Source organism: Sanguibacter antarcticus (assembly GCF_002564005.1).
Classification (GTDB): domain Bacteria; phylum Actinomycetota; class Actinomycetes; order Actinomycetales; family Cellulomonadaceae; genus Sanguibacter; species Sanguibacter antarcticus.
The window spans coordinates 2,859,170-2,879,945 of sequence record NZ_PDJG01000001.1 but is presented as its reverse complement, the minus strand read 5'-3'; the positions used below and the strand labels follow the sequence as shown (position 1 = coordinate 2,879,945).

Below are 20,776 nucleotides of genomic sequence, written 5' to 3'. Positions count from 1 at the left end.
CACGGGGCGAGCATCGGGGGCGCAAAGCATCGGTGTCCAGAGGAAGCACAGTCGGAACGAAGCACAGTGAGAAGGAAGCACAGTGAGTGAAAAGCGTCGCGGCCTCGGCCGTGGACTGGGAGCCTTGATCCCGTCGGCCTCCGAGGGGCGACGTCCCGTGGACGTGTTCTTCCCCAACGGCGCGCCCGCAGGCACCGCGGTGAAGGAGCTGGCGGAATCGTCTGAGGCAGGCGCGCCGCCGAACGGTGAGCTGGCAGCAGCCGATGTCCCGCGGGACGCCTCGGCGCCCGACGCCCCCACAGTTGTCGCTGCAGTGAAGGCGGCTGACCGTCCGTTCCTCATCGACTCTGTTTCACGTGAAACGTACGAGGCCGCCACCGGGACGTCGCTGTCTGTGGACCTCGTTCCCGTGCCTGGAGCGACCTTCGCCGAGCTCGACGTGCAGAGCATCCGGCCGAACGCACGCCAGCCCCGCGCGACGTTCGACGAGAACGAGCTGGGCGAGCTCGTCGGGTCGATCCGAGAGATCGGCGTGCTGCAGCCCATCGTCGTGCGTCCGTCGAAGGACGGGAGCGGCTACGAGCTCATCATGGGGGAGCGGCGGTGGCGCGCCAGCCAAGAAGCTGGTCTGACGACGATCCCCGCGATCATCCGCGAGACCGAGGACTCCGACCTCCTGCGCGACGCACTGTTGGAGAACCTCCACCGCAGCGACCTCAATCCCCTCGAGGAGGCTGCCGCCTACCGCCAGCTTCTCGACGACTTCGGCTGCACGCACGAAGAGCTGGCCAGCCGCATCTCACGGTCGCGACCACAGATCTCCAACACGCTCCGACTCCTGCGACTCCCGCCGCTGGTTCAACGCCGGGTCGCAGCGGGAGTGCTCTCTGCCGGCCACGCCCGCGCGCTTCTCGGTCTGTCGGACGGGTCTGAGATCGAGCGGCTCGCGCAGAGGATCGTCGCTGAGGGGATTTCCGTCCGCGCGACAGAAGAGATCGTGGCCCTCGGCGGGCTGGACCAGGAGAAGAAGCAGGCCACGAGGCCACGTGCGGGCGGGAAGATCCAGGCGATCGAAGACCTCGCCTCGCGGCTGTCTGATCGTTTCGAGACCAGAGTCAAGGTCGACCTGGGAAAGACGAAGGGCAAGCTCACCGTCGAGTTCGCCTCGGTCGAGGACCTCAACCGGATCCTCAGCGTCATGGCACCCGAGGACTCCGGGCTCTTCAAGAAGTAGGACGGGGCTCTCGGGCCAGGACAGGTCTCGGCCTGGGAGGACCGGCTGTTCAGCCGGGGGAGACGCTCGAGCCTGTCGTCCTGGCCCTGTCGACGACAGACAGGTAGAGCGCCGGCAAGGAGTGGCCGCCGGCGAGAGCCGCCTGAGGCAGCAACGAGGTCTCGGTCATCCCGGGCGCGACGTTCACCTCGAGGAACTCTGCAGTGCCGTCGGGCCGCAGGATGAGGTCTGTGCGAGAGATGTGGCGCAGGCCCAGCGCCTGGTGCGCCTGCACCGCGACCGCTCCGACGTGCTCGGCATCCGTCGCGTCGAGGCGTGCCGGTGCGAAGTACTCGGTGCGGCCCGGGTTGTAGCGCGCGTCGTAGTCGTAGGCGCCGTCGGTGACGATCTCGACAGCGGGCAGAGCCTGGGGTCCGTCAGCCGTCTCGATGACGGAGACGGCGATCTCCGTGCCGGAGACGGCCTTCTCAATGAGGGCGATGTCGCCGTACGCGAAGCACGTCACCATCGCCTGAGCAAGGTCGGCTCGCTCCGAGACGAACGTGACGCCGAGAGCGGAGCCACCGCTCGCCGGCTTGATGACCAGAGGCAGCCCGAGGTTGCCCACGACGGCGTCCAGCACCGCTCGTGCTCCGAGGTCGCGGAAGAGCGTCTGGGGGAGGGTCACGTAGTCGGGTGTGGTGAGGCCGGCCCGTGCGACGACAGACTTCGCTACCGGCTTGTTCCAGGCCACACGGCTCGATCGGGGGCCGGTCCCCACGTACGGGACGGACAGGAGGCTCAGGACGTCACGGACGGACCCGTCTTCGCCGCTGGCACCGTGCAGGACAGGCCAGACGACGTCTGGGCGGACCTCGTCGAGGAGTGGCAGGAGATCCGCGTCCACGTCGTGGACCGTGACCTCGGCGTGCGCGGCGCGCAGGGCTTCCGCCACCCGCCGGCCGGAACGGATCGACACGTCACGCTCGTGCGAGAGGCCACCCGACAAGATGACCACCCGGGGGTGCTGGCTCATGCGACGTCCGGTCCTGGGTTGTCGGTGTCGGTGACGTCGTCCAGCAACGGGCTCGTGCCGAAGATCTCGACGAGCTCTCGTTCAGCGTTGACGACCGACGCGAGGCGACGCACACCCTCACGGATGCGCTCGGGTGTGGGATAGCAGTACGACAGGCGCATGTGGTCTGCGCCGGTGCCGTCGGCAAAGAAAGCCGTTCCTGGGACGTACGCGACGCGGCCTGTGACAGCACGGGGCAGCATCGACTTCGAGTCGAGGCCCGGGGGGAGCTTGACCCAGGTGTAGAAGCCACCGTCTGGCACGGTCCAGGACGCGTCCGGGAGGTGCTCCGCGAGGGACGACACCATGGCGTCCCGCCGCTCGCGGTACATCACCTGGAACGCCTTGATCTGTCCCTGCCAGTCGCTGGTGGCCAGGTAGGCGGAGATCGCCATCTGCGAGGCGTTCGACGGGCAGAGAATTGCGGACTCGGAGGCGAGCACGAGCTTCTCGCGAACGGCGTGCGGCGCGACGACCCATCCCACACGGAAGCCTGGAGCGAACGTCTTCGAGAACGATCCGAGGTAGACGACACCGTCTTCGTCGAGAGAACGGATGGCAGGAGTGGGATCTTGCCCGAAGCCGAGGAGCCCGTAGGGGTTGTCCTCGACGAGCAGGACTCCGTAGCGCCGGGCGATCGCGAGGATCTGAGGTCGACGCTCGAGACTGAGCGTCACCCCGCCAGGGTTGTGGAAGGTCGGGATCGTGTAGAGGAGCTTGACGCGACGCCCCTCGTGAGCGAGCCGTGCAAAGGTCGCTTCGAGCGCCTCGGGGATGAGCCCGTGCTCGTCCATCGGGACGTGGACGACGTCAGCCTCGTAGGAGCGGAAGACGCCGAGCGCGCCGACATAGGAGGGAGCCTCGGCGACGATGACGTCACCGGGGTCGATGAAGATGCGCGTGACGAGGTCGAGCGCCTGCTGAGAGCCCGTGGTGACGACGACGTCGTCCGGGTGGGCGGAGATGCCCTCGAGCGCCATGACGTCGAGGATCTGCTCACGCAGCGCCTCGTGGCCCTGGCCAGAGCCGTACTGGAGCGCCGAGAGACCCTGCGTCGCGATGACGCGCTGGATCGTGTCGGCGATCGCGTCGAGCGGAAGCCCTGCGAGGTTCGGCATCCCGCCTGCGAGCGAGACGACCTCGGGCCGGTTGACGACCGCGAAGAGGGCTCGGACCTCCGACGCACGCATGTTGTGCGCCCGCTGGGCGTACGCACCGAACCATGGGTCCAGGCGGTTTCCCGCGGTGGGTGGGGTCGCAGAAGTCACGTTGCCTAGTCTCGCACGCGGAGCCGGGGGAAAGTGTGAAGGCCGCAACCCCTGGGACGGGGTCGCGGCCTTCGTGCGCGGTGCGCGGTCAGATCCGGTGCGGGACGAGCCTGGTTCAGGCGGCCGGTCCGGCGGGCTCGACCTGGGCGTCAGCGCCTTCGGCGAGGATCTCGTCGATCTCTTCGACGAGGGCCCGCTTGGGTCGCGCGCCGAGGATCGAGCGGACGACCTTGCCCCCGCGGTAGACGTTGAGGAGCGGGATCGAGACCACGCCATACTCGGAGGTGACTCGGGGGTTCTCCTCGATGTCGATCTTCGCGATCTTCAAGCGGCCCGCGTAGTCGGCAGCGATCTCCTCGAGGACGGGCGCGACCATGCGGCACGGTCCGCACCACTCTGCCCAGAAGTCGACGAGGACGGGGATGTCGGACTCGAGGACCTCGGTCGTGAACGTGTCGTCGGTGACGACGGTCGTCGTGGTCACAGTGTCTCCAGTGCGTCGGCGATGTGGGTGGGTGAGGCGGCTTCGTGGACGAGGTCGCCGAGGTAGTTCTGGGCGTCGATGGCTGCGGCGCAGCCGGATCCGGCGGCGGTGATCGCCTGTCGGTAGGTGTGGTCGACGGCGTCGCCGCAGGCGAAGACTCCGGCCAGGGTGGTGCGGGTGGTGCGTCCTTCGACCTCGATGTAACCCTCGGCGTCCAGGGCGATCTGGCCCGCGACGAGCTCGGTGCGCGGGTCGTGACCGATCGCCACGAACAGCCCCGTCGCGGCCAGGTCGCGCTCCTCGCCGGTGACCGTGTCGCGCAGGCGCAGTCCCTCGACCTTGGTCTCGCCGGTGATGCCCACGACCTCGGTGTTCCACGCGAACTCGATCTTGGGGTCGGCCTCGGCCCGCTCGGCCATGATCTTCGAGGCCCGCAGGGCGTCACGACGGTGCACCATCGTCACCTTGGACGCGAACCGGGTCAAGAACGTGGCTTCCTCGACTGCGGAGTCGCCACCGCCGACCACGACGATCTCTTGGTCGCGGAAGAAGAACCCGTCGCACGTCGCGCACCAGGAGACCCCGCGCCCGGACAGGCGCTTCTCGTCCGCCAGTCCCAGCTCGCGGTAGGCCGACCCTGTCGCCAGGATGATCGCCCGGGCCGTGTACGTGTTTCCGTTGCCGGTGCGGACTGTCTTGACCGGACCCTCCAGCTCCACCTCGGTCGCGTCGTCCCACTCGATCACTGCGCCGAACCGCTCGGCCTGCTTCTGCATGTTCTCCATGAGATCAGGACCCATGATGCCCTCGACGAAGCCGGGGAAGTTCTCCACCTCCGTGGTGTTCATCAACGCACCACCCGCAGTGATCGACCCGGCCAGCACCAGGGGCGCCAGCCCCGCACGCGCCGCGTACACCGCAGCCGTATACCCCGCAGGACCCGAACCGATGATGATGACTTCGTGGGTGGGCGTGGTCGTGGACGCTACGGTCACTGTCGTTCCTTCAATCCAGTCGGGGGAGTGTGTTCCTTGCTAGCGACGAGAACACCAGGACAGGAGTCGTTGTTCCCGCCGGCAGGCCGCGTCGCCGGAGGGCGTCAGGAGAGCGCGATCTCGAAGAGCTCGACGCGGTACTTCCCTGACGGCATCGCCGGCAGGTCCGTGAACCACAGGACGATCGTCTGCGTGGTCACAGTCGTGGAGAGCGTGAGGACAGTCTCTGGTGCGAGCGGTCCGGATGCGAGGACCTCGCCCTCGGTGGGCGTCGACGGGTCGGTCGCACGGACCTCGACGTTGCCGCCGCTGCTGTTCGTCGTGAGGAAGACCGTGGAGACGTCCGCAGGCGCGGTGAGCGTCACCGCGTAGCCGATGCCCGTCTTGTACCCGCCGAACTGGGAGCTGTTGAAGGAGCGCGTGTACCAGGAGGACGTGGAGTCCCCGTCGATGGCCGCACCCTGGAGCTCGGGGTGCTCGTTGTTGTCACCGAGGGGGTCCAGCTGGGCGCCCGAGGCGATCACAGGGACGACGACAGGTTCCGTCGTCGGCGCCGCGGTCGTCGGCTCAGCACCTGGCTCGGTCGCTTCGCTCGACGGCTCGTCTGCCGCGTCGTCCCGTGAGTCGGACGCGACGATCGCCGGGCCGAGCCCGTCGCCGAGCGCGTTCTTCGCCCAGATCCCTCCGAAGATCACGAGAGCGAGCATGGCGACGAGGATGACCGTCGTCGGGTTGAAGCGGTAGTGCTTCGCGCGGTCCTTCGTCGCGACCATGGACTCGTAGGTCCGGTCGATGGCACCCTGGCCACCGCCGTTCGACGGCTGCTCGGCCAGGTTGTCCAGCCGGTCGTACGAGGCCGCTGGTGCGATCTGGGTCGCGGTCACTGAGCCCTGGCCCGCGCCGACAGGCCCGTCCGACGGGCTGAACGACGGCGGCATCGACCCAGGAGAGCCGGCGCTGGGCTGCATCGCGGTCGCAGCGCCCGTCGCGGAGAGGGAGGTGCGGACGACCGGGCTGCCGCTGACACGGGGGATGCGCCCCGTGGTCGGACGGCGGAACGGCCCCGCCGGCGGGGGAGTCCCCGGCATCGAGGAGCCTGCGAGCGGAGACGAACCGAACGTCGAGCGCACGGACTGGCGCTGGACTCCGGGGGCGGGCGGAGGTCCGGGGACCTCCGGGACGACCTCGTCGTCGGCGTTCTGTGGCACGTCGTCCTCATCCCAGGGTTCGAGTTCTTGTACGAGCTGTCCGGGCGTGTGCGGCCCGTCGTCGTTCGGACCGAGCGTCACGACACACAGGGTGTCGAGGTCGTTGGGGACGCCTGCGACGACGTCCCGCGGGGCGCTCAGGGGAGCCCCTGCTGACTGGAGACCGGCAGGCAGCGGCGCACCCGGGTGGAGTGCGGCGACGCGGAGCCCGGCCGCCGGGAGGATGCCGGTCAGCGCATAGTGCAGGAGTGCGACGAGCGCGACGGTGTCCTGCCGGGAGGCTTCGTCGCCGGAGGGTGCTGGCCCTGTGAGCGCGCCGTCGAGCCCGAGGCCTGTGACGCGGACGTTCCCCCGGTAGACACGGATCGCCGACGGGCGGAGCGCGCCGTGGTGCACCCCGCGGCGGCGAGCCGCCTCGAGGGCACGTGCCGCGTTCCCGACGATGGCACGCGCCTGCGCAGCAGTGAGGGGTCCCTCTGCGACGAGGTCCGCGAGACTGCGCCCGACGTGCGGCTCGGTGACGACGAAGCTGCGCGACGAGTCGTGCAGCACGTCGAGGACGCGTGTGAGTCGTGAGTCAGCGACGAGAGCCGCGCGCCTCGCCGCGTCGAGCGTCAGAGCAGCCTCGTCACCCTCGATGAGGCTGACCCGCACGGCGCGGTCGAGGATCTGGTCGACGGCCTCCCACGCCCTGACACCTTCGAGATCGCTCGCGATCTGGTCCTCGAGCCGGTACCGCGCTACGACCAGGGTTCCGCGTTCAACGCTGTCCACGCACGCGCCCCCATCCACACATTTTTAGGTCGGTCTGGCAATCAGTCGGCATCGCCAACATGGTACGCGTCTCAGCCCGCGCGTCGTCGTGAGATCTTGTGCAGAATCGGTGCAACGAGTCCTTGGAGCTCCTCGACGCGCATGATCCGCAGCCCGAGCACGTAGATGGCTGTCATCGTTACCCCGACGAGGAGCGTGAGGCTGAGCGCCTGGGGGAACGAGTCGTCGGGCGAGAAGCCCCACACCTTGAGGACCGCCCACCCGACGGTCCCCGACACGGTGGCCGCGATGACGAGCTGGACGTGGAGGCGGAGGATGCGCGGCAGGTCGAGCCCCTCCATCTTGGCCATGAGCCCGCGCATGCGGAGCAGGACCGCCACGAGGTTGGAGAGCGACATCGCTCCGGCGACGGCCACGACCCACCACTCGCCTGGGAGGAACAGCGTCGAGACGTACGCCCCGACACCGAGGACGATCGTCACGGGGATCTGGATGATGAAGACCGTCCGGCCGTCCTCGAACGCGAAGTACACCCACTTCATGAGCACCATCGCTCCCAGCGGCACCAGCCCCAGTGCCATGGCGAGCATGACGCGACCGACGACGACGACGTCGTCTGGTCGGAGGCTCGGGACGAGCAGCTTCATCGCCGGCTGAGACAGGACGACGAGCAGCGCCGTCGCAAAGACGGTGAAGACCCCGATGGTCCGCAGGCCGCGCGACACGCTCTCCCGGACTGCCCTGAGGTCTCCCCGCGCGGCCGCGGCGCTCATCCCGGTGAACAGCGCGGTGGCGATCGACACGGTGACGAGGGAGTGGGGAAGGAGATAGACCATGAGCGCCTGCGTGTAGGCACCGTTCCCAGCGACCGCGGCACCCGTGTAGCCGTCTGCCTGCGCGGCGTTGGGTGCGGCTGTCGCGATGCTCGTCGTCACCCAGACGGCGACCTGGTCGAGGAGCACCGCAGCGAACGTCCACATGCCCACGCGACCGACTGACCGCAGCCCGACGCCGCGAAAACCGAAGCGCAGGTTCCAGCGGAACCCTGAGCGCCACAGCGGGATGATGAGGACGAGCGCCTGGCACACGACACCGAGCGTCGCGACGCCGCCGAGGAGCGCGACCTGCGAGGTTCCCCAGTCGGCGATGGACGCGTTGGCGTCCTGGCCACCGAAGACGATGAGGAACGCGCTGAAGCCGATGATCGAGATGACGTTGTTCATCGCCGGAGCCCACATGAACGGGCCGAACTGGCTGCGGGCGTTGAGGACCTGACCGAGGATCGAGTAGAGCCCGTAGAAGAAGAGCTGGGGGATGCACCAGAACGCGAACGCGACCGCGAGCGACGTCTGGCCGGCGGTCCAGCTCGAGCCGTTCGTGTAGATCCACACGGCCGCGGTCGCGCCGGCCGTGCAGAGCACGGTGAGCACGAGCAGGGCCGTCCCGGTGATCGTCAGGAGCTTGTCGAGGTACTCCTGCGCGTTGTCCGAGCGGTAGGCCTTCATCACCTGGGGAACGATGACGGCGTTGAGCACACCGCCGGCGATGAGCGCGAAGAGGATGTTCGGCACCTTGTTCGCGATGTCGAACGCGTCGGCGATCTGTCCCGTCGAGCCGAGGATCGCGACGAGGAGGACGTTGCGGACGAGACCCAGGGCGCGGGACACGGCTGTGCCCGACGCCATGATCATCGAGCTGCGTCCCATCGATCGTGCTTTGACCGGTTGCGCGCTCACAGGTGGTTCTCTCTGTCGTCGGGGTGATGAGGGGGATCGGGTTCGTCGTCGGGTGCGGGCTTGACGGACTGTGCGTCGAGGAGGACTGCCAGCTCACCGGTCTGCTCGCTCCGCTCGAGCTGCTCCACCACGGCCGCGGACGCACGACGGTCTGACCGTCCGCGGTGGATGGTCCGGATCACACCGCCGGCGAGGAAGAGGACGAGAAGCACCGTGACGACGACCGTCCCGATGGTCTCCCAGCCGGCACGGACGCGGACCTCGAAGGCGAAGGGGTGGGCGACCACGGCGCCGCTCTGGGCGAGGATCTGCACGTTCACCGTGACGTCGCCGCTCCCGATGGCCTTGACGGGGATGCTCACGGACGCGTCCGAGCCGGCGGGGACGGTGACGGTCACTGAGCTCTCGGCGACGAGACGCGGGTCGTCGGGATCGAGCGCGACGATGACCGTCGCGGGCTGCGTGAGGGTGTTGCTGATGTCGATGGGGATCGCGCTGCCCGTGCTGATGAGGGTGAAGTCGCTCTGACCGAGGATGGTGATGGATGCCGTGGTGGAGGCCGCCGAGGCATGGATGCGGTCGATCGCTGCTGACCGGCCGGCGACGTCCGACCGCCACCCGATCGAGGTCGCCGCGAGCACCGCTTCGTCGAGCGGCGCAGTGATCTCTGCTGGGTCGGGGACGATGCTCGAGAACGCGGAGATGTCGGCGCTCGTCTTACGGAGGTTCCTCATGATGGCGGGGTCGAGCTCGCCCTCGGAGCTGCTGGCTGCCTCAGGCAGAGGAGCTCGCGAGACCCCCGGGTCTGGCGCAGCAGCGAGCGTCGAGACCGGCTGGAGAGACGACCACGGGACCGTGTCCATGCTCGCGAGCTGGGCCTGGGCGGTCGTCGCGTCAGGTGACCAGTCACGGGGGACCGTGACGAAGACGTGCCGTTGGTCACCGGGGCGTTCCCGTGCGATGACGGCGAGCTCGGCGAGCACGCGTTGGCGTGCGCTCGCCGGCGTCGTCTGGGCGGGCGCCTCGAGGAGTGCGCTGAGCGTCGCGTCCGGGACGAGCAGGGCGGCGTCGCCGGCGTCTGTGGTCGCGGTGGCGCGCCCGGTGGGGGTGTACGTGAGGCCCACGTCGGGCATGAGGGCCTGCGGGCCGACGACGACGGTGGGCGCCCCAGAGCTCACGACCAGCCCGAGGGTCGCCGTGTCTGGTTCCGCCTCTGCGGGCCACGAGAGGTCGGTGCGCCACGCGGAGAGGGCTGTCGGAAGGTCGCTCGACGCGGGAGCGGGCAGGCCGGCGTCCGCGAACGCGCCCCAGTCCTGGTCGTAGCGGGGGAGGGCGTAGACCTCGCGCTCGGCAGCCTGGGCGAGCAGGGTCTCGACCCAGGTCGCCTCCGGCTCGGTCGGGTCAGGAGCCGCAGGATCGTCGGTCGCTTCGTCGGTCGGTTTGCTGGTCGGTTCGTCCGACGCTTCGTCCGACGCTTCGTCGGTCTCGTCCGACGACGAGGGGACCAGGACCGGGTCGACCGCCAGAGTGACACCGGGGAGGCCCTGGGTGCTGGCGAGAAGCGTCGCGAGCCTGCCGCCGGCGGCAGTCTCCTCCGCGAGAGTCTCCTCGGCGACCTGCGGTGCGAGCGTGTCCACAGGGGGGCCGACGACAGGGACGAGCACGCTCACCTGCACCGGGTTGACCGCTGCGTCGTCGACCGGGAACCACACGACGTACGTGCGCAGCACCCCGAGCCTCTCGTCCGCGGCCGTGCTGGCCGTGTCACCGGTGACCGCGACAGCGAGCCCGCGGGGCCCCCAGCTGCTGACGCCGGTCCGCAGCTGCATGGAGTCGGCAGGCGCTTCGAGCGTCACGACCGCCGTGGCACCAGGCGGGAGAGGTCCGGGCAGCATCGTCGTCGCGAGCGAGGAGCCGAGGCTGCCCTCCAGCCCGTTCTCCTCCCAGGCGGCCAACGTGTTCCGCGTCGAGATCGAGACGGGTGACACGCTCAGCTCGGCCTGTGGCGACGTGATCTCGGTCGGGCCGGTGTTCTGGATCTCGACGACGACGGTGAGGGTGTCTCCAGGTCGCGTCACCTCGGGTGCGAGGGACACGAGCTGGACGCTGACGATCGCCTCGTCGTCGTCGAGCGCGGCCGAGGCAGGGGCCGCGGGAAGGGCGGCGCCGAGCAGGGTGGCCGCAACGAGCGTGAGTGCAGAGAGCCCGGCACGCACACGGTCCGCGATCGGTGTGCCGGAGCCGTCACGTGCTGCTAGCGGGGCGTGAAGACGTCTCATCTGTGGGTCGGGGTGTCCTGTCCGGGATCTGTCGGACGAGTGAGGAGGTCGAGAGCAGCTGCCGCCAGGCGTCGCTCGTTGGGATAGCTCAGCGTCGCCGGAAGATCTGCGAACGCTACCCAGGCGACGTCCTCGGCCTCGCTGTCTGGGTCGCCCTCGACCGTGAGGAACCCGCCCACCGCAGAGAGCAGGAAGTGGTGGACGACCTTGTGCACGCGACGGTCGTCGCCGGTGAACCAGTAGTCGATCACGCCGAGGCGCCGCTGGATGGAGCCGGTGATTCCCGTCTCTTCGGCGATCTCGCGGACCGCGGCTTCTTCGGCGGTCTCTTCTCCTTCGAGGTGTCCCTTGGGCAGGCACCACTCGAGGCGGCCGGCGCGGTTGCGCCGTGCGATGACGGCCGCGTGGTGGAGCCCGTCGAGGATCTCGACGACGAGCCCGCCGGCGGACGTCTCTTCGACGACCGGGAGGTCTGAGGTCAGCGCGCTGCCGTGGACGCCGTGGGCGCTGTGACCCGTCGTCGGGCGGGATTCTTGCGGGTTGATCCGCAGGGGGTGACCACCCGGCGGCGCGGGGACCTGCGAGCGGCCCTCAGAGTGCGCGGGAGTGGACATGTCGGCCACTTTATCTTTATCTGGCAGGCTTTGATGTTGTGTCTGAGTCAGAGAGCGTCCCCAACCTTGAAATCCCGGCCGACGAGGCCGTCTCAGCGGGTGATGTCGCTGCGGACGTCGCTGCCCTGCAGCGCAGTGCCACAGCCGTTCTTGCGCTGCTCGCACCGGCGGTGGGTGAGCTCGGGACCCTCTTCGCGACCGCCGGACACGAGATCTCTCTCGTCGGAGGGCCGGTCCGTGACGCGTTCCTCGGCAGGGCCAGCGCGGACCTCGACTTCACCACGTCCGCGAGCCCGGACGAGACCGAGGCGCTGCTCGCGCGGTGGGGGGACGCCCACTGGGACATCGGCAAGGAGTTCGGCACGATCGGCGCCAAGAAGTTCGCCACGGCAGACCACCCGGAGGTCGTCGTCGAGGTGACGACGTATCGGACCGACGAGTACGACCCCGCGTCGCGCAAGCCGCTCGTCGCGTTCGGCGACTCGCTCGAAGGGGACCTGTCCCGCCGTGACTTCACGGTCAACGCCATGGCGGTCCGTCTCCCGGAGCTCACGTTCGTCGACCCGCACGGCGGCCTCGTCGACCTCGCCCGAGGTGTCCTGCGGACCCCGATCGAGGCCGCGCGGTCCTTCGACGACGACCCCTTGCGGATGATGCGCGCGGCGCGCTTCGCGGCGCAGCTCGGGTTCACGCTCGACCCTGATGCCCGCCGTGCCATCACGGAGATGGCTGAACGCATCACGATCGTCTCCGCTGAACGAGTACGGGACGAGCTGAACAAGCTGTTGCTCGGTCGGGAGCCGCGGCTCGGTCTGGTGGTCTTCGTCGAGACCGGCCTGGCGACGCACGTGCTCCCGGAGCTGCCAGGCATGAAGCTGGCGATCGACGAGCACCACCGTCACAAGGACGTCTACGAGCACTCGCTCACGGTGCTCGACCAGGCGATCGACCTGGAGACGGGACCTGACGGGCCGGTGCCCGGACCAGACCTCGTCCTGCGCATCGCGGCCCTGCTCCACGACTGCGGCAAGCCCGCGACCCGGCGCTTCGAGCAGGGCGGCACGGTGAGCTTCCACCACCACGAGGCCGTCGGCGCCAAGCTCACCGCCAAGCGCATGCGCGCGCTGCGCTACGACAAGGAGACGATCGCGCAGGTGACCCGGCTCGTCGAGCTGCACCTGCGGTTCCACGGCTACGGCGAGGGTGCCTGGACGGACTCTGCGGTGCGTCGGTACGTGACGGACGCCGGGCCGCTCCTCGAGCGCCTGCACCGGCTGACCCGCGCGGACTGCACCACGCGCAACCGTCGGAAGGCGCAGCGGCTCTCCACCGCCTACGACGGGCTGGAGGCGCGGATCGCAGAGCTGCGCGGTCAAGAGGAGCTGGCGTCGATCCGTCCAGACCTCGACGGCGAGCAGATCATGGCGATCCTCTCGATCCCACCGGGGCGTGACGTGGGGGCGGCGTACCAGTTCCTCATGGAGCTTCGGCTCGACAGAGGCCCGATCGGAGCGGACGCCGCACGCGAGGAGCTGCTCGGCTGGTGGGGCGAGCGCGGAGCCTGAGAGCGTCAGGTGCCCGATGTTTCACGTGGAACACGGGTTGGTGGGCCTCGCTCGCCCAGCGCACCGCTGCGTTCTGGGCGAGCGATCGGCCCCCCGACCACCCGTTCCAAGGGAACGGGACCTGGACCGATTATCGACGTCCGACGGCCGTCGAGCAAGGACCGAATCGTTTCAGTTCGGCGTCCGGGCGCCCCAGCAGCCGAAGACGAGCGCCGCTGCAGCGTAGGCGACCGCGATCCCCGCGAACAGTCCCGGCGAGTAGCCGGAGTCGGGCAAGGTCACCGCGGCGAGGGCGGACGCTCCGATGAAGCCGGTGTTGTAGAGGACGTCGTAGAGCGCGAACGCCCGGCCTCGGTACTCGTCGGGCGTGTCGCGCTGGACGATCGTGTCGACTGCGATCTTCGCGCCCTGGGCGGCGAGGCCCAGCGGGACGGCGCAGACGAGCAGCGTCGTGAGGGTCACGTCGAGCGCGAGCACTGCCTGGCTGACGGCTGCCAGGACGAGACACACGACGATCCAGACCTGCGGCCCGGTGTGCCGGGCGACCGTCGGGGTGAGCACGACAGCCAGCGCGAAGCCGACAGACGTCGCCGCGAGGACGAGCGTGAACGTCCCCATCCCTGAGCCGGACGACGCGGCGTCGTCCCCGCCGAGAGAGTTTCGTGAGAGAAGGATGCTTGCCACGAACGCGAGACCGTAGAGGAAACGGTGCGTCGCCATCATGACGAGCGCCTGCGCGGGGGTCCGTCGTGCCACGAGAAGCCGTGCGCCCTCGACCAGCCCGTTCCCCAGGCGGGCGAGCTCGTGGCGCGTCTGTTGCGCGTCGGCCAGGCGTTCCGGACCCAGCCTGTCGCGGGAGAAGACGAGCGCGAGGGCCGAGGCAGCCGCGAAGAGGATCGCCGCGGTCCCCAACGAGAGGGCGTCGTGCAGCGTCCCGTCGGAGACCGCGAGGCCGATTCCGAGGCCGACGAGCGCTCCCGCACCCGCTGCTCCCGCGCCGAGGGTCGGGACGAGGGCGTTCGCCGTGAGCAGCAGCGGTCCGTCCACCACGCGGGGCAACGACGCAGACAGCGCAGCGAGCAGGAAGCGGTTGAGCGAGAGATTGAGGAGAGCAAGGGCGTACACGACCGGGACGACGCCCCACACGAGGATGACCACAGCGATGACGACGGTGATCACCACCCGCGTCGCGTTGGCGACGACGAGCACCTGGCGGCGGCGCCAGCGGTCGAGCAGCACTCCTGCCCAGGGGCCCACCAGCGTGAACGGCGCGAGCAGGATCGCGAACGCCACCGCGATGCTCGCAGCGGTGCCCTGGCTCTCCGGCGAGAAGAAGAACAACGTCGCCAAGCCGATCTGGAACATCCCGTCGCCGGCCTGGCTGACCATCCGCACGGTGAACAGCCGACGGAAGTCACGGATGCGGAGCAGCTGACGAAGATCTCTCAGGGCGCCCACGTCACGAAGCGTACGCACCATGAAGTACGCCCGGACGCCGCCCGGACGACGAAGGGCCCCGGTGATGTCACCGGGGCCCTCCGAGGTGCTGCAAGGTGGGACGTCAGCGCTCGATGTCACCACGGATGAAGGACTCGAGCTGTGCACGGCCCTTGTTGTCTTCCATCTGGACCGGCGGCGACTTCATGAAGTACGTCGATGCGGAGATGATGGGTCCGCCGATGCCACGGTCCTTGGCGATCTTCGCGGCGCGCACGGCGTCGATGATGATGCCGGCCGAGTTGGGCGAGTCCCAGACCTCGAGCTTGTACTCGAGGTTGAGGGGAACCTCACCGAACGCGCGACCCTCGAGGCGGACGTACGCCCACTTGCGGTCGTCGAGCCACGCGACGTAGTCCGACGGGCCGATGTGGACGTTGCGGTCTTCCTTCTTGCCGGCGAGCGGACCGTCGTCGATGTTCGAGGTGACGGCCTGCGTCTTGGAGAGCTTCTTGGACTGGAGGCGCTCACGCTCGAGCATGTTCTTGAAGTCCATGTTGCCGCCGACGTTCAGCTGGTACGTGCGGTCCAGCACGACGCCGCGGTCTTCGAAGAGACGCGCGAGGACACGGTGCGTGATCGTCGCGCCGACCTGGGACTTGATGTCGTCACCGACGATGGGGACGCCAGCAGCCTCGAACTTTGCGGCCCACACGGGGTCGGACGCGATGAAGACGGGGAGCGCGTTGACGAACGCGACGTTCGCGTCGATGGCGCACTGCGCGTAGTACTTCGCGGCCTGCTCGGAACCGACAGGCAGGTAGCAGACGAGCACGTCAGCCTTGACGTCCTTGAGGGTCTGGACGATGTCCACAGCCTCGGCGTCCGACTCTTCGATCGTCTCGGAGTAGTACTTCCCGAGGCCGTCGAGGGTGTGTCCACGCTGCACGGTGACGCCGGTCGGCGGTACGTCGGCGATCTTGATCGTGTTGTTCTCAGACGCCAGGATGGCCTCGGAGAGATCGAACCCGACCTTCTTCGCGTCCACGTCGAACGCGGCCACGAACTGAAGATCTGAGACGTGGTAGTCGCCGAACTGGACGTGCATGAGGCCCGGGACGGTGTCGTTCGCGTCGGCGTTCTTGTAGAACTCGACGCCCTGGATCAGTGACGTGGCGCAGTTGCCGACGCCGATGATGGCGACGCGGATGGCAGTCATCCTCGCTCCTTGCTGTCAGTGCCGAGGCGGTGATCGCCGTCGACGGTGTGTGGGTTGCTGGTTTCTTCGGGTGGTGCGGTTGGTGCTCGTTCTGCGTCCGCCGTCAGGCTGGCGCCCGGGAGTGCTCCCGGTGTCCGGGCACGACGACGGTCGCGCTCGGTGTTGATGAGGCCGTCGAGCCATCGAACTTCGCGTTCGACCTGCTCGAGGCCATGTCGTTGGAGCTCCAACGTGTACTCGTCGAGCCGCTCACGGGTGCGCGCCGTGGAGTCGCGCACCGCTTCGAGACGCTCGTTGAGGCGGCTGCGCCGGCCCTCGAGGATCCGGATGCGTGTCTCGGCGTCCGTCTGGCCGAAGAACGCGAAGCGGACGTCGAAGCTCTCGTCTTCCCATGCAGCCGGCCCGGACGAGGCGAGGACGCCTTGGAGCTGCTCCTTGCCGTCGGCCGTGAGCGTGTAGACGATCCTCGCGCGCTTGCCTGAGAGTGCATGGGGTGGTGCGGCACAGGACGTGCTGCCGACGATGAGCCCGCGGGTGACGAGCGTCTTGAGGCACGGGTACAGCGACCCGTACGACAAGGCACGGAACGATCCGAGCACGAGATTGAGACGTTTGCGGAGCTCGTACCCGTGCAGCGGGGAGTCGTTGAGAAGGCCGAGGATGGCTGTCTCGAGGACGGTGGACTTGCTGCGCACGACCTACCATCCCTCGTTCGGTGCTTCTCGATGTATCGATCCGATACATCGACACAGTAGGCGCGTTGCGTGACTGGCGCAAGAACGGCCCTTTACGCTACCCTCTGGGCTTTTTGTCCCAGAAGGTGTGAAGGATCAGGGTGGCTCTAGGGCGGGGCGCGGGGAGGAAGTCCCTGGAACGTGCTAGGCACTGTGGAATTTCGAACTTCACCCCATAGAGTGCACCGTGGGAATCTGGGTCCGAGTGTCTGCTCGCCCGGCCCGACGCAGATCAGCCACAGAACGACCGAGCTGACGGCGATCCGCACATGTCTACGGCAGGAAGGTTCACAGTGGCGAGCTCGAGCAATCGACCGGCGCGCTCCACGGGAAGCGGAGCACAGTCGCGCACACCCTCGACGCGACGGACGGCCAGCAGCACAGGCCGCAGCACCGGTCGCCCGACGGCCCGCACGAGCGGCCGTCCGACGGGCCGCACGAGCGGCCGCACGACGTCCAAGCGCAAGTTCTTCGACTACCCCCGGTCAGGCAAGGGCCCGATCCACCGCTGGCTGCCGTCGTGGCGGGTCGTCGTCGGGACGGGCCTGACGGTCATCGCGCTCGTGGTGGGCCTCGTCCTCGCGGCCTACGCCTCGATCACGGTCCCGAAGAGCGCTGACGAGTTCGCGCTCGCGCAGGCCTCGAAGGTCTACTACGCCGACGGCGTCACCGAGATGGCGACCTACGCGGACCAGAACCGCGAGATCATCGAGAGCGAAGAGATCCCGGAGCACGTCAAGCAGGCCGTCGTCGCGTCCGAGGACGGCTCGTTCTACGAGAACTCCGGGATCGACCCGATGGGCATGGCCCGGGCGCTCATCGGGAACCTCAAGGGTGGCCGCGTCACCGGTGGTTCGACGATCACGCAACAGTACGTGGAGCGCTACTACAAGGGCTCGACGACGTCCGACTACGCGGGCAAGGTCGAAGAGGTCCTCATGGCGGTGAAGATCGACCGTCAGCAGGACAAGGACCAGATCCTCACCGGCTACCTCAACACGATCTACTTCGGTCGCGGTGCCAACGGCATCCAGACCGCTGCGCTCCTGTACTTCGGCGTCCCGGCCTCCGAGCTGACGGTCGCGCAGGCGGCCCTCATCGCTGGTGTGATCCCCAACCCGACCGGGTGGGACCCCCGCAACGACCCGGAGAAGGCTGAGAGCCGCTGGGAGTACGTCGTCGGCCGGATGGTCGAAAAAGGGTTCCTCACGCAGGCCGAGCGTGATGCTCTCGTCTACCCCGAGGCCGTCCCGTTCGTTCAGGAGAACAAACTTGCCGGCCCTAAGGGCTACCTGCTCGACATGGTCACCCGCGAGCTCGACTCGGACGCCGCCATCGACGAGGAGGACCTGCTCACCGGTGGGCTGACCATCGTCACGACGATCGACAAGGGCATCCAGGACCAGGCCGAGCAGGCCATCGCGAACATGGCGACCGACAGCTCGCCGAACCTCGTCAAGACGATCGTCACGATCGACCCGGCGACAGGCGGGTACCTTGCCCTTTACGCAGGGGCCGACTACACGACTACGCAGTTCAACGGTGCGACCCAGGGAACTGCCCAGGCAGGCTCGACCTTCAAGCCCTTCGCTCTCATGGCCGGACTCGAGGCGGGCAAGACGCTCTACGACACCTTCGACGGCAACTCGCCGAAGTCGTTCGGCGAGTACGAGGTCGCGAACTTCGCTTACAAGGACTACGGGGTCGTCACCCTCGAGAAGGCCACAGCCGAATCGATCAACACTGCGTACATCGAGCTGAACGAGGAGATCGGTCCGGAGAACACCGTCGACGTCGCTGTGCGTGCAGGCGTCCCTGCTGACGGCCTCGAGTCGAACCTCGCCAACGTCCTCGGGACAGCGACGGTCCGTCCGGTCGACATGGCCAGCGCTTACGCGACCTTCGCGGCTCAGGGCGTCCGGCACGAGGCGCACATCCTGGCGAGCGTGAGCCGGGGAGGCGCGGTCACCTACACGCCTCCGAACACGCCCCAGCAGGAGTTCCAGGCTCCTGATGTCGCGGAGCTCACGTATGCGCTGACGAAGGTCGTCGAAGAAGGATCCGGAAAGGCGGCGAGTGCGCTCGGTGTGCCGATCGCCGGCAAGACGGGAACGTCCCAGGACAACAAGTCCGCCTGGTTCGTGGGGTACACGCCTCAGTTCGTCACGGCCGTCACTCTCTACCAGTCCGGTGAGGGGGGAGTGCAGGAGACCATCACGCCGTTCGGCGGCGTCTCCGCGGAGAACGGCGTCACCGGCGGCACCATCCCCGTCCAGGTGTGGACCGACTACATGGGCATGGTGCTCGAAGGCCGCGAGGTCGTCCAGTTCCCCGCGCGGACCAAGGTGACGAAACCGACGTACGCCCCCACCCAGGAACCGACGTACGAGCCCACCGAGGAAGCCACCACCGAGGCGCCAGAGGACGAGACGGCCACTGTGCCCAACGGTCTCGTCGGACGGTCGCGCAACAACGCCGAGTCGGCGGTCCGAGCCGCAGGGCTCAACTCCTCCATCACCGAGGCGTACGACTCGGACGTCAAGAAGGGGAACGTCATCAGCGTCGTCCCGGGCGAAGGGTCGGAGACTGCCATCGGCTCGACCGTGTCGATCGTCGTCTCCAAGGGGCCCGACCAGTCGAGCATCCCGACGCAGGAGCCGACCGAGGAGCCTGAACCGGAGCCTGAACCGGAGCCGACGGCGACAGCCACCACCAAGCCGACCACCACGCCGGCGCCGGAACCCACAGCGACCTCGGAAGAGGTCCCTGAAGTGACCACACCGAAGAGCTCCGGATAGTCGGAGCGATCGATTTCGGGTACCCGCCCCCGGGCGGGTACCCTTGTGGCTTGTTGTGTGCCCACTCCCCGTCGCCTATCGGCGTGGGGCGCGCACAGCACCAGGCCGGGCGCTGCTCGGCCGACACGCACGCACAACCCTCCTGTCACGGAAGTTCCGTGACCGCAGAGTCCGTAGGAGGTGGGTTACACACATGCGTCAGTACGAATTGATGATCATCCTCGACCCCGAGATCGAAGAGCGCACCGTTGCTCCGTCGCTCGACAAGTACCTCTCGGTCATCTCGACCGAGGGCGGCACCGTCGACAAGGTCGACATCTGGGGCCGCCGTCGCTTGGCGTTCGAGATTCAGAAGAAGACCGAGGGCATCTACGCGGTGGTCAACTTCACCGCCACGCCTGCGACGTCCAAGGAGCTTGACCGCCAGCTCGGCCTCAACGAGGTCGTCCTGCGTACGAAGGTCATGCGCGCAGACGTCTGAGCACCCGCTCTGACCCCTTGCACCTCTCACGAACACGCACTCACTCCAAGGAGATGGCATGGCTGGTGACACCGTCATCACGGTGGTCGGGAACCTCACGGGCGACCCCGAGCTCCGATTCACCCCGTCAGGGGCGGCCGTCGCGAACTTCACGGTGGCTTCCACGCCCCGGACGTTCGACCGCCAGAGCAACGACTGGAAAGACGGCGACACGCTGTTCATGCGTTGTTCCATCTGGCGTGAGGCTGCCGAGAACGTTGCCGAGTCCCTGACCAAGGGAACTCGTGTCATCGCGTCTGGCCGCCTCGTGCAGCGTTCGTACGAGACTCGCGAGGGCGAGAAGCGCACCGTCGTCGAGCTTCAGGTCGAGGAGATCGGTCCTTCCCTGAAGTACGCCTCCGCCAAGGTCACCCGCGCCCAGCGCTCCGGTGGCAACACCAGCGGCGGTGGCGGTTTCGGCGCCAGTTCGGGGACACAGGCCGACGACCCGTGGGCAACCGCAGGCCCGGCCTCGTCTGGCGGAGGCAGCTCGTTCGCGGACGAGCCTCCGTTCTAGTCCCCACCACGTAGATATTCGCTTCCTGGTCTCACCGTGCGCAATCGCATGCGGTGCGGCCCGGAGAAGCACCTTGTAAAGGAGTACCGCAATGGCAAAGCCCGTTGTGCGCAAGCCCAAGAAGAAGTCCAACCCGCTGAAGTCGGCCAAGATCGAGACGGTCGACTACAAGGACACCGCCCTGCTGCGCAAGTTCATCTCCGACCGCGGGAAGATCCGCGCTCGTCGGGTGACCGGCGTGAACACGCAGGAGCAGCGTCAGATCGCGAAGGCCGTGAAGAACGCCCGCGAGATGGCACTGCTTCCCTATTCGTCCTCGGCACGCTGAGAAGGAGGCTGA

General features: G+C 68.1%; 17 protein-coding genes. 6 read left to right on the top strand and 11 right to left on the bottom strand.

What is annotated here, in order from left to right; translation table 11 throughout:
• Nucleotides 1–82 precede the first annotated feature (82 nt).
• Nucleotides 83–1,234 (top strand): ParB/RepB/Spo0J family partition protein, encoded by a 1,152-nt coding sequence (locus ATL42_RS13015; protein ID WP_098455721.1) that lies wholly within the window; start codon nucleotides 83–85, stop codon nucleotides 1,232–1,234.
• A gap of 49 nt (nucleotides 1,235–1,283) precedes the next feature.
• Here the strand turns inward: ATL42_RS13015 and ATL42_RS13010 are convergent, their stop codons facing one another.
• From ATL42_RS13010 to ATL42_RS12975, 8 genes are all read right to left on the bottom strand, one after another.
• Nucleotides 1,284–2,249: a D-alanine--D-alanine ligase family protein gene (locus ATL42_RS13010; protein ID WP_098455720.1), complete on the bottom strand. Its 966-nt coding sequence runs from the start codon at nucleotides 2,247–2,249 to the stop codon at nucleotides 1,284–1,286.
• A complete protein-coding gene (locus ATL42_RS13005; RefSeq protein WP_098455719.1) occupies nucleotides 2,246–3,556 on the bottom strand; it encodes an aminotransferase-like domain-containing protein in 1,311 nt (436 codons plus the stop codon). Before ATL42_RS13005 ends, ATL42_RS13010 begins: the two co-directional genes overlap by 4 nt.
• Nucleotides 3,557–3,671: 115 nt before the next feature.
• On the bottom strand, nucleotides 3,672–4,040 hold the full coding sequence (gene trxA, locus ATL42_RS13000; protein ID WP_098455718.1) for a thioredoxin: 369 nt from the start codon (nucleotides 4,038–4,040) through the stop codon (nucleotides 3,672–3,674).
• Nucleotides 4,037–5,035: a thioredoxin-disulfide reductase gene (gene trxB / locus ATL42_RS12995; RefSeq protein ID WP_098455717.1), complete on the bottom strand. Its 999-nt coding sequence runs from the start codon at nucleotides 5,033–5,035 to the stop codon at nucleotides 4,037–4,039. Before trxB ends, trxA begins: the two co-directional genes overlap by 4 nt.
• 104 nt (nucleotides 5,036–5,139) lie before the next feature.
• Complete coding sequence (locus tag ATL42_RS12990) at nucleotides 5,140–7,017, bottom strand: protein kinase family protein (protein ID WP_098455716.1); 1,878 nt, start codon at nucleotides 7,015–7,017, stop codon at nucleotides 5,140–5,142.
• Between the two features lie 71 nt (nucleotides 7,018–7,088).
• Nucleotides 7,089–8,753: a murein biosynthesis integral membrane protein MurJ gene (murJ, locus tag ATL42_RS12985; protein WP_245862540.1), complete on the bottom strand. Its 1,665-nt coding sequence runs from the start codon at nucleotides 8,751–8,753 to the stop codon at nucleotides 7,089–7,091.
• A complete protein-coding gene (locus tag ATL42_RS12980) occupies nucleotides 8,750–11,032 on the bottom strand; it encodes a DUF6049 family protein (protein WP_098455714.1) in 2,283 nt (760 codons plus the stop codon). The genes murJ and ATL42_RS12980 overlap by 4 nt, the downstream gene beginning before the upstream one ends.
• A complete protein-coding gene (locus tag ATL42_RS12975; RefSeq protein WP_098456562.1) occupies nucleotides 11,029–11,646 on the bottom strand; it encodes an NUDIX domain-containing protein in 618 nt (205 codons plus the stop codon). Before ATL42_RS12975 ends, ATL42_RS12980 begins: the two co-directional genes overlap by 4 nt.
• A gap of 71 nt (nucleotides 11,647–11,717) precedes the next feature.
• Between ATL42_RS12975 and ATL42_RS12970 the strand changes: the two genes are divergently transcribed.
• Nucleotides 11,718–13,211 (top strand): CCA tRNA nucleotidyltransferase, encoded by a 1,494-nt coding sequence (locus ATL42_RS12970; protein ID WP_098456561.1) that lies wholly within the window; start codon nucleotides 11,718–11,720, stop codon nucleotides 13,209–13,211.
• A 171-nt stretch (nucleotides 13,212–13,382) separates the two neighbouring features.
• Here ATL42_RS12970 and ATL42_RS12965 read toward each other — a convergent pair whose 3' ends face one another.
• From ATL42_RS12965 to ATL42_RS12955, 3 genes are all read right to left on the bottom strand, one after another.
• Entirely contained in the window at nucleotides 13,383–14,669 is a 1,287-nt protein-coding gene (locus ATL42_RS12965; protein WP_098455713.1) for an MFS transporter, read from the bottom strand.
• A 103-nt stretch (nucleotides 14,670–14,772) separates the two neighbouring features.
• Nucleotides 14,773–15,867 (bottom strand): inositol-3-phosphate synthase, encoded by a 1,095-nt coding sequence (locus tag ATL42_RS12960; protein WP_098455712.1) that lies wholly within the window; start codon nucleotides 15,865–15,867, stop codon nucleotides 14,773–14,775.
• On the bottom strand, nucleotides 15,864–16,562 hold the full coding sequence (locus ATL42_RS12955; protein WP_098455711.1) for a PadR family transcriptional regulator: 699 nt from the start codon (nucleotides 16,560–16,562) through the stop codon (nucleotides 15,864–15,866). Before ATL42_RS12955 ends, ATL42_RS12960 begins: the two co-directional genes overlap by 4 nt.
• A 332-nt stretch (nucleotides 16,563–16,894) precedes the next feature.
• Here ATL42_RS12955 and ATL42_RS12950 point away from each other — a divergent pair, with 332 nt between their 5' ends.
• The 4 genes from ATL42_RS12950 (at nucleotide 16,895) to rpsR (ending at nucleotide 20,764) form a co-directional block, all read left to right on the top strand.
• Nucleotides 16,895–19,399 carry a transglycosylase domain-containing protein gene (locus tag ATL42_RS12950; RefSeq protein ID WP_169925431.1) on the top strand — a complete coding sequence of 835 codons (2,505 nt, stop codon included), beginning with the start codon at nucleotides 16,895–16,897 and terminating at the stop codon, nucleotides 19,397–19,399.
• Nucleotides 19,400–19,592: 193 nt separating this feature from the next.
• Nucleotides 19,593–19,880, top strand: coding sequence for a 30S ribosomal protein S6 (gene rpsF / locus ATL42_RS12945; RefSeq protein ID WP_098455709.1), 288 nt, complete (start codon nucleotides 19,593–19,595; stop codon nucleotides 19,878–19,880).
• Nucleotides 19,881–19,938: 58 nt separating this feature from the next.
• Nucleotides 19,939–20,436: a single-stranded DNA-binding protein gene (locus tag ATL42_RS12940; RefSeq protein WP_098455708.1), complete on the top strand. Its 498-nt coding sequence runs from the start codon at nucleotides 19,939–19,941 to the stop codon at nucleotides 20,434–20,436.
• A 91-nt stretch (nucleotides 20,437–20,527) separates the two neighbouring features.
• Nucleotides 20,528–20,764: a 30S ribosomal protein S18 gene (gene rpsR / locus ATL42_RS12935; protein WP_098455707.1), complete on the top strand. Its 237-nt coding sequence runs from the start codon at nucleotides 20,528–20,530 to the stop codon at nucleotides 20,762–20,764.
• The last annotated feature ends 12 nt before the right edge of the window (nucleotides 20,765–20,776 follow it).

Coding starts and splice junctions, on each gene's coding strand:
- ATL42_RS13010 (WP_098455720.1), bottom strand. CDS start 2,249: ATGAGCCAGCACCCCCGGGTGGTCATCTTGTCGGGTGGCCTCTCGCAC.
- ATL42_RS12980 (WP_098455714.1), bottom strand. CDS start 11,032: ATGAGACGTCTTCACGCCCCGCTAGCAGCACGTGACGGCTCCGGCACA.
- ATL42_RS12975 (WP_098456562.1), bottom strand. CDS start 11,646: ATGTCCACTCCCGCGCACTCTGAGGGCCGCTCGCAGGTCCCCGCGCCG.
- ATL42_RS12960 (WP_098455712.1), bottom strand. CDS start 15,867: ATGACTGCCATCCGCGTCGCCATCATCGGCGTCGGCAACTGCGCCACG.
- rpsF (WP_098455709.1), top strand. CDS start 19,593: ATGCGTCAGTACGAATTGATGATCATCCTCGACCCCGAGATCGAAGAG.
- ATL42_RS12940 (WP_098455708.1), top strand. CDS start 19,939: ATGGCTGGTGACACCGTCATCACGGTGGTCGGGAACCTCACGGGCGAC.
- rpsR (WP_098455707.1), top strand. CDS start 20,528: ATGGCAAAGCCCGTTGTGCGCAAGCCCAAGAAGAAGTCCAACCCGCTG.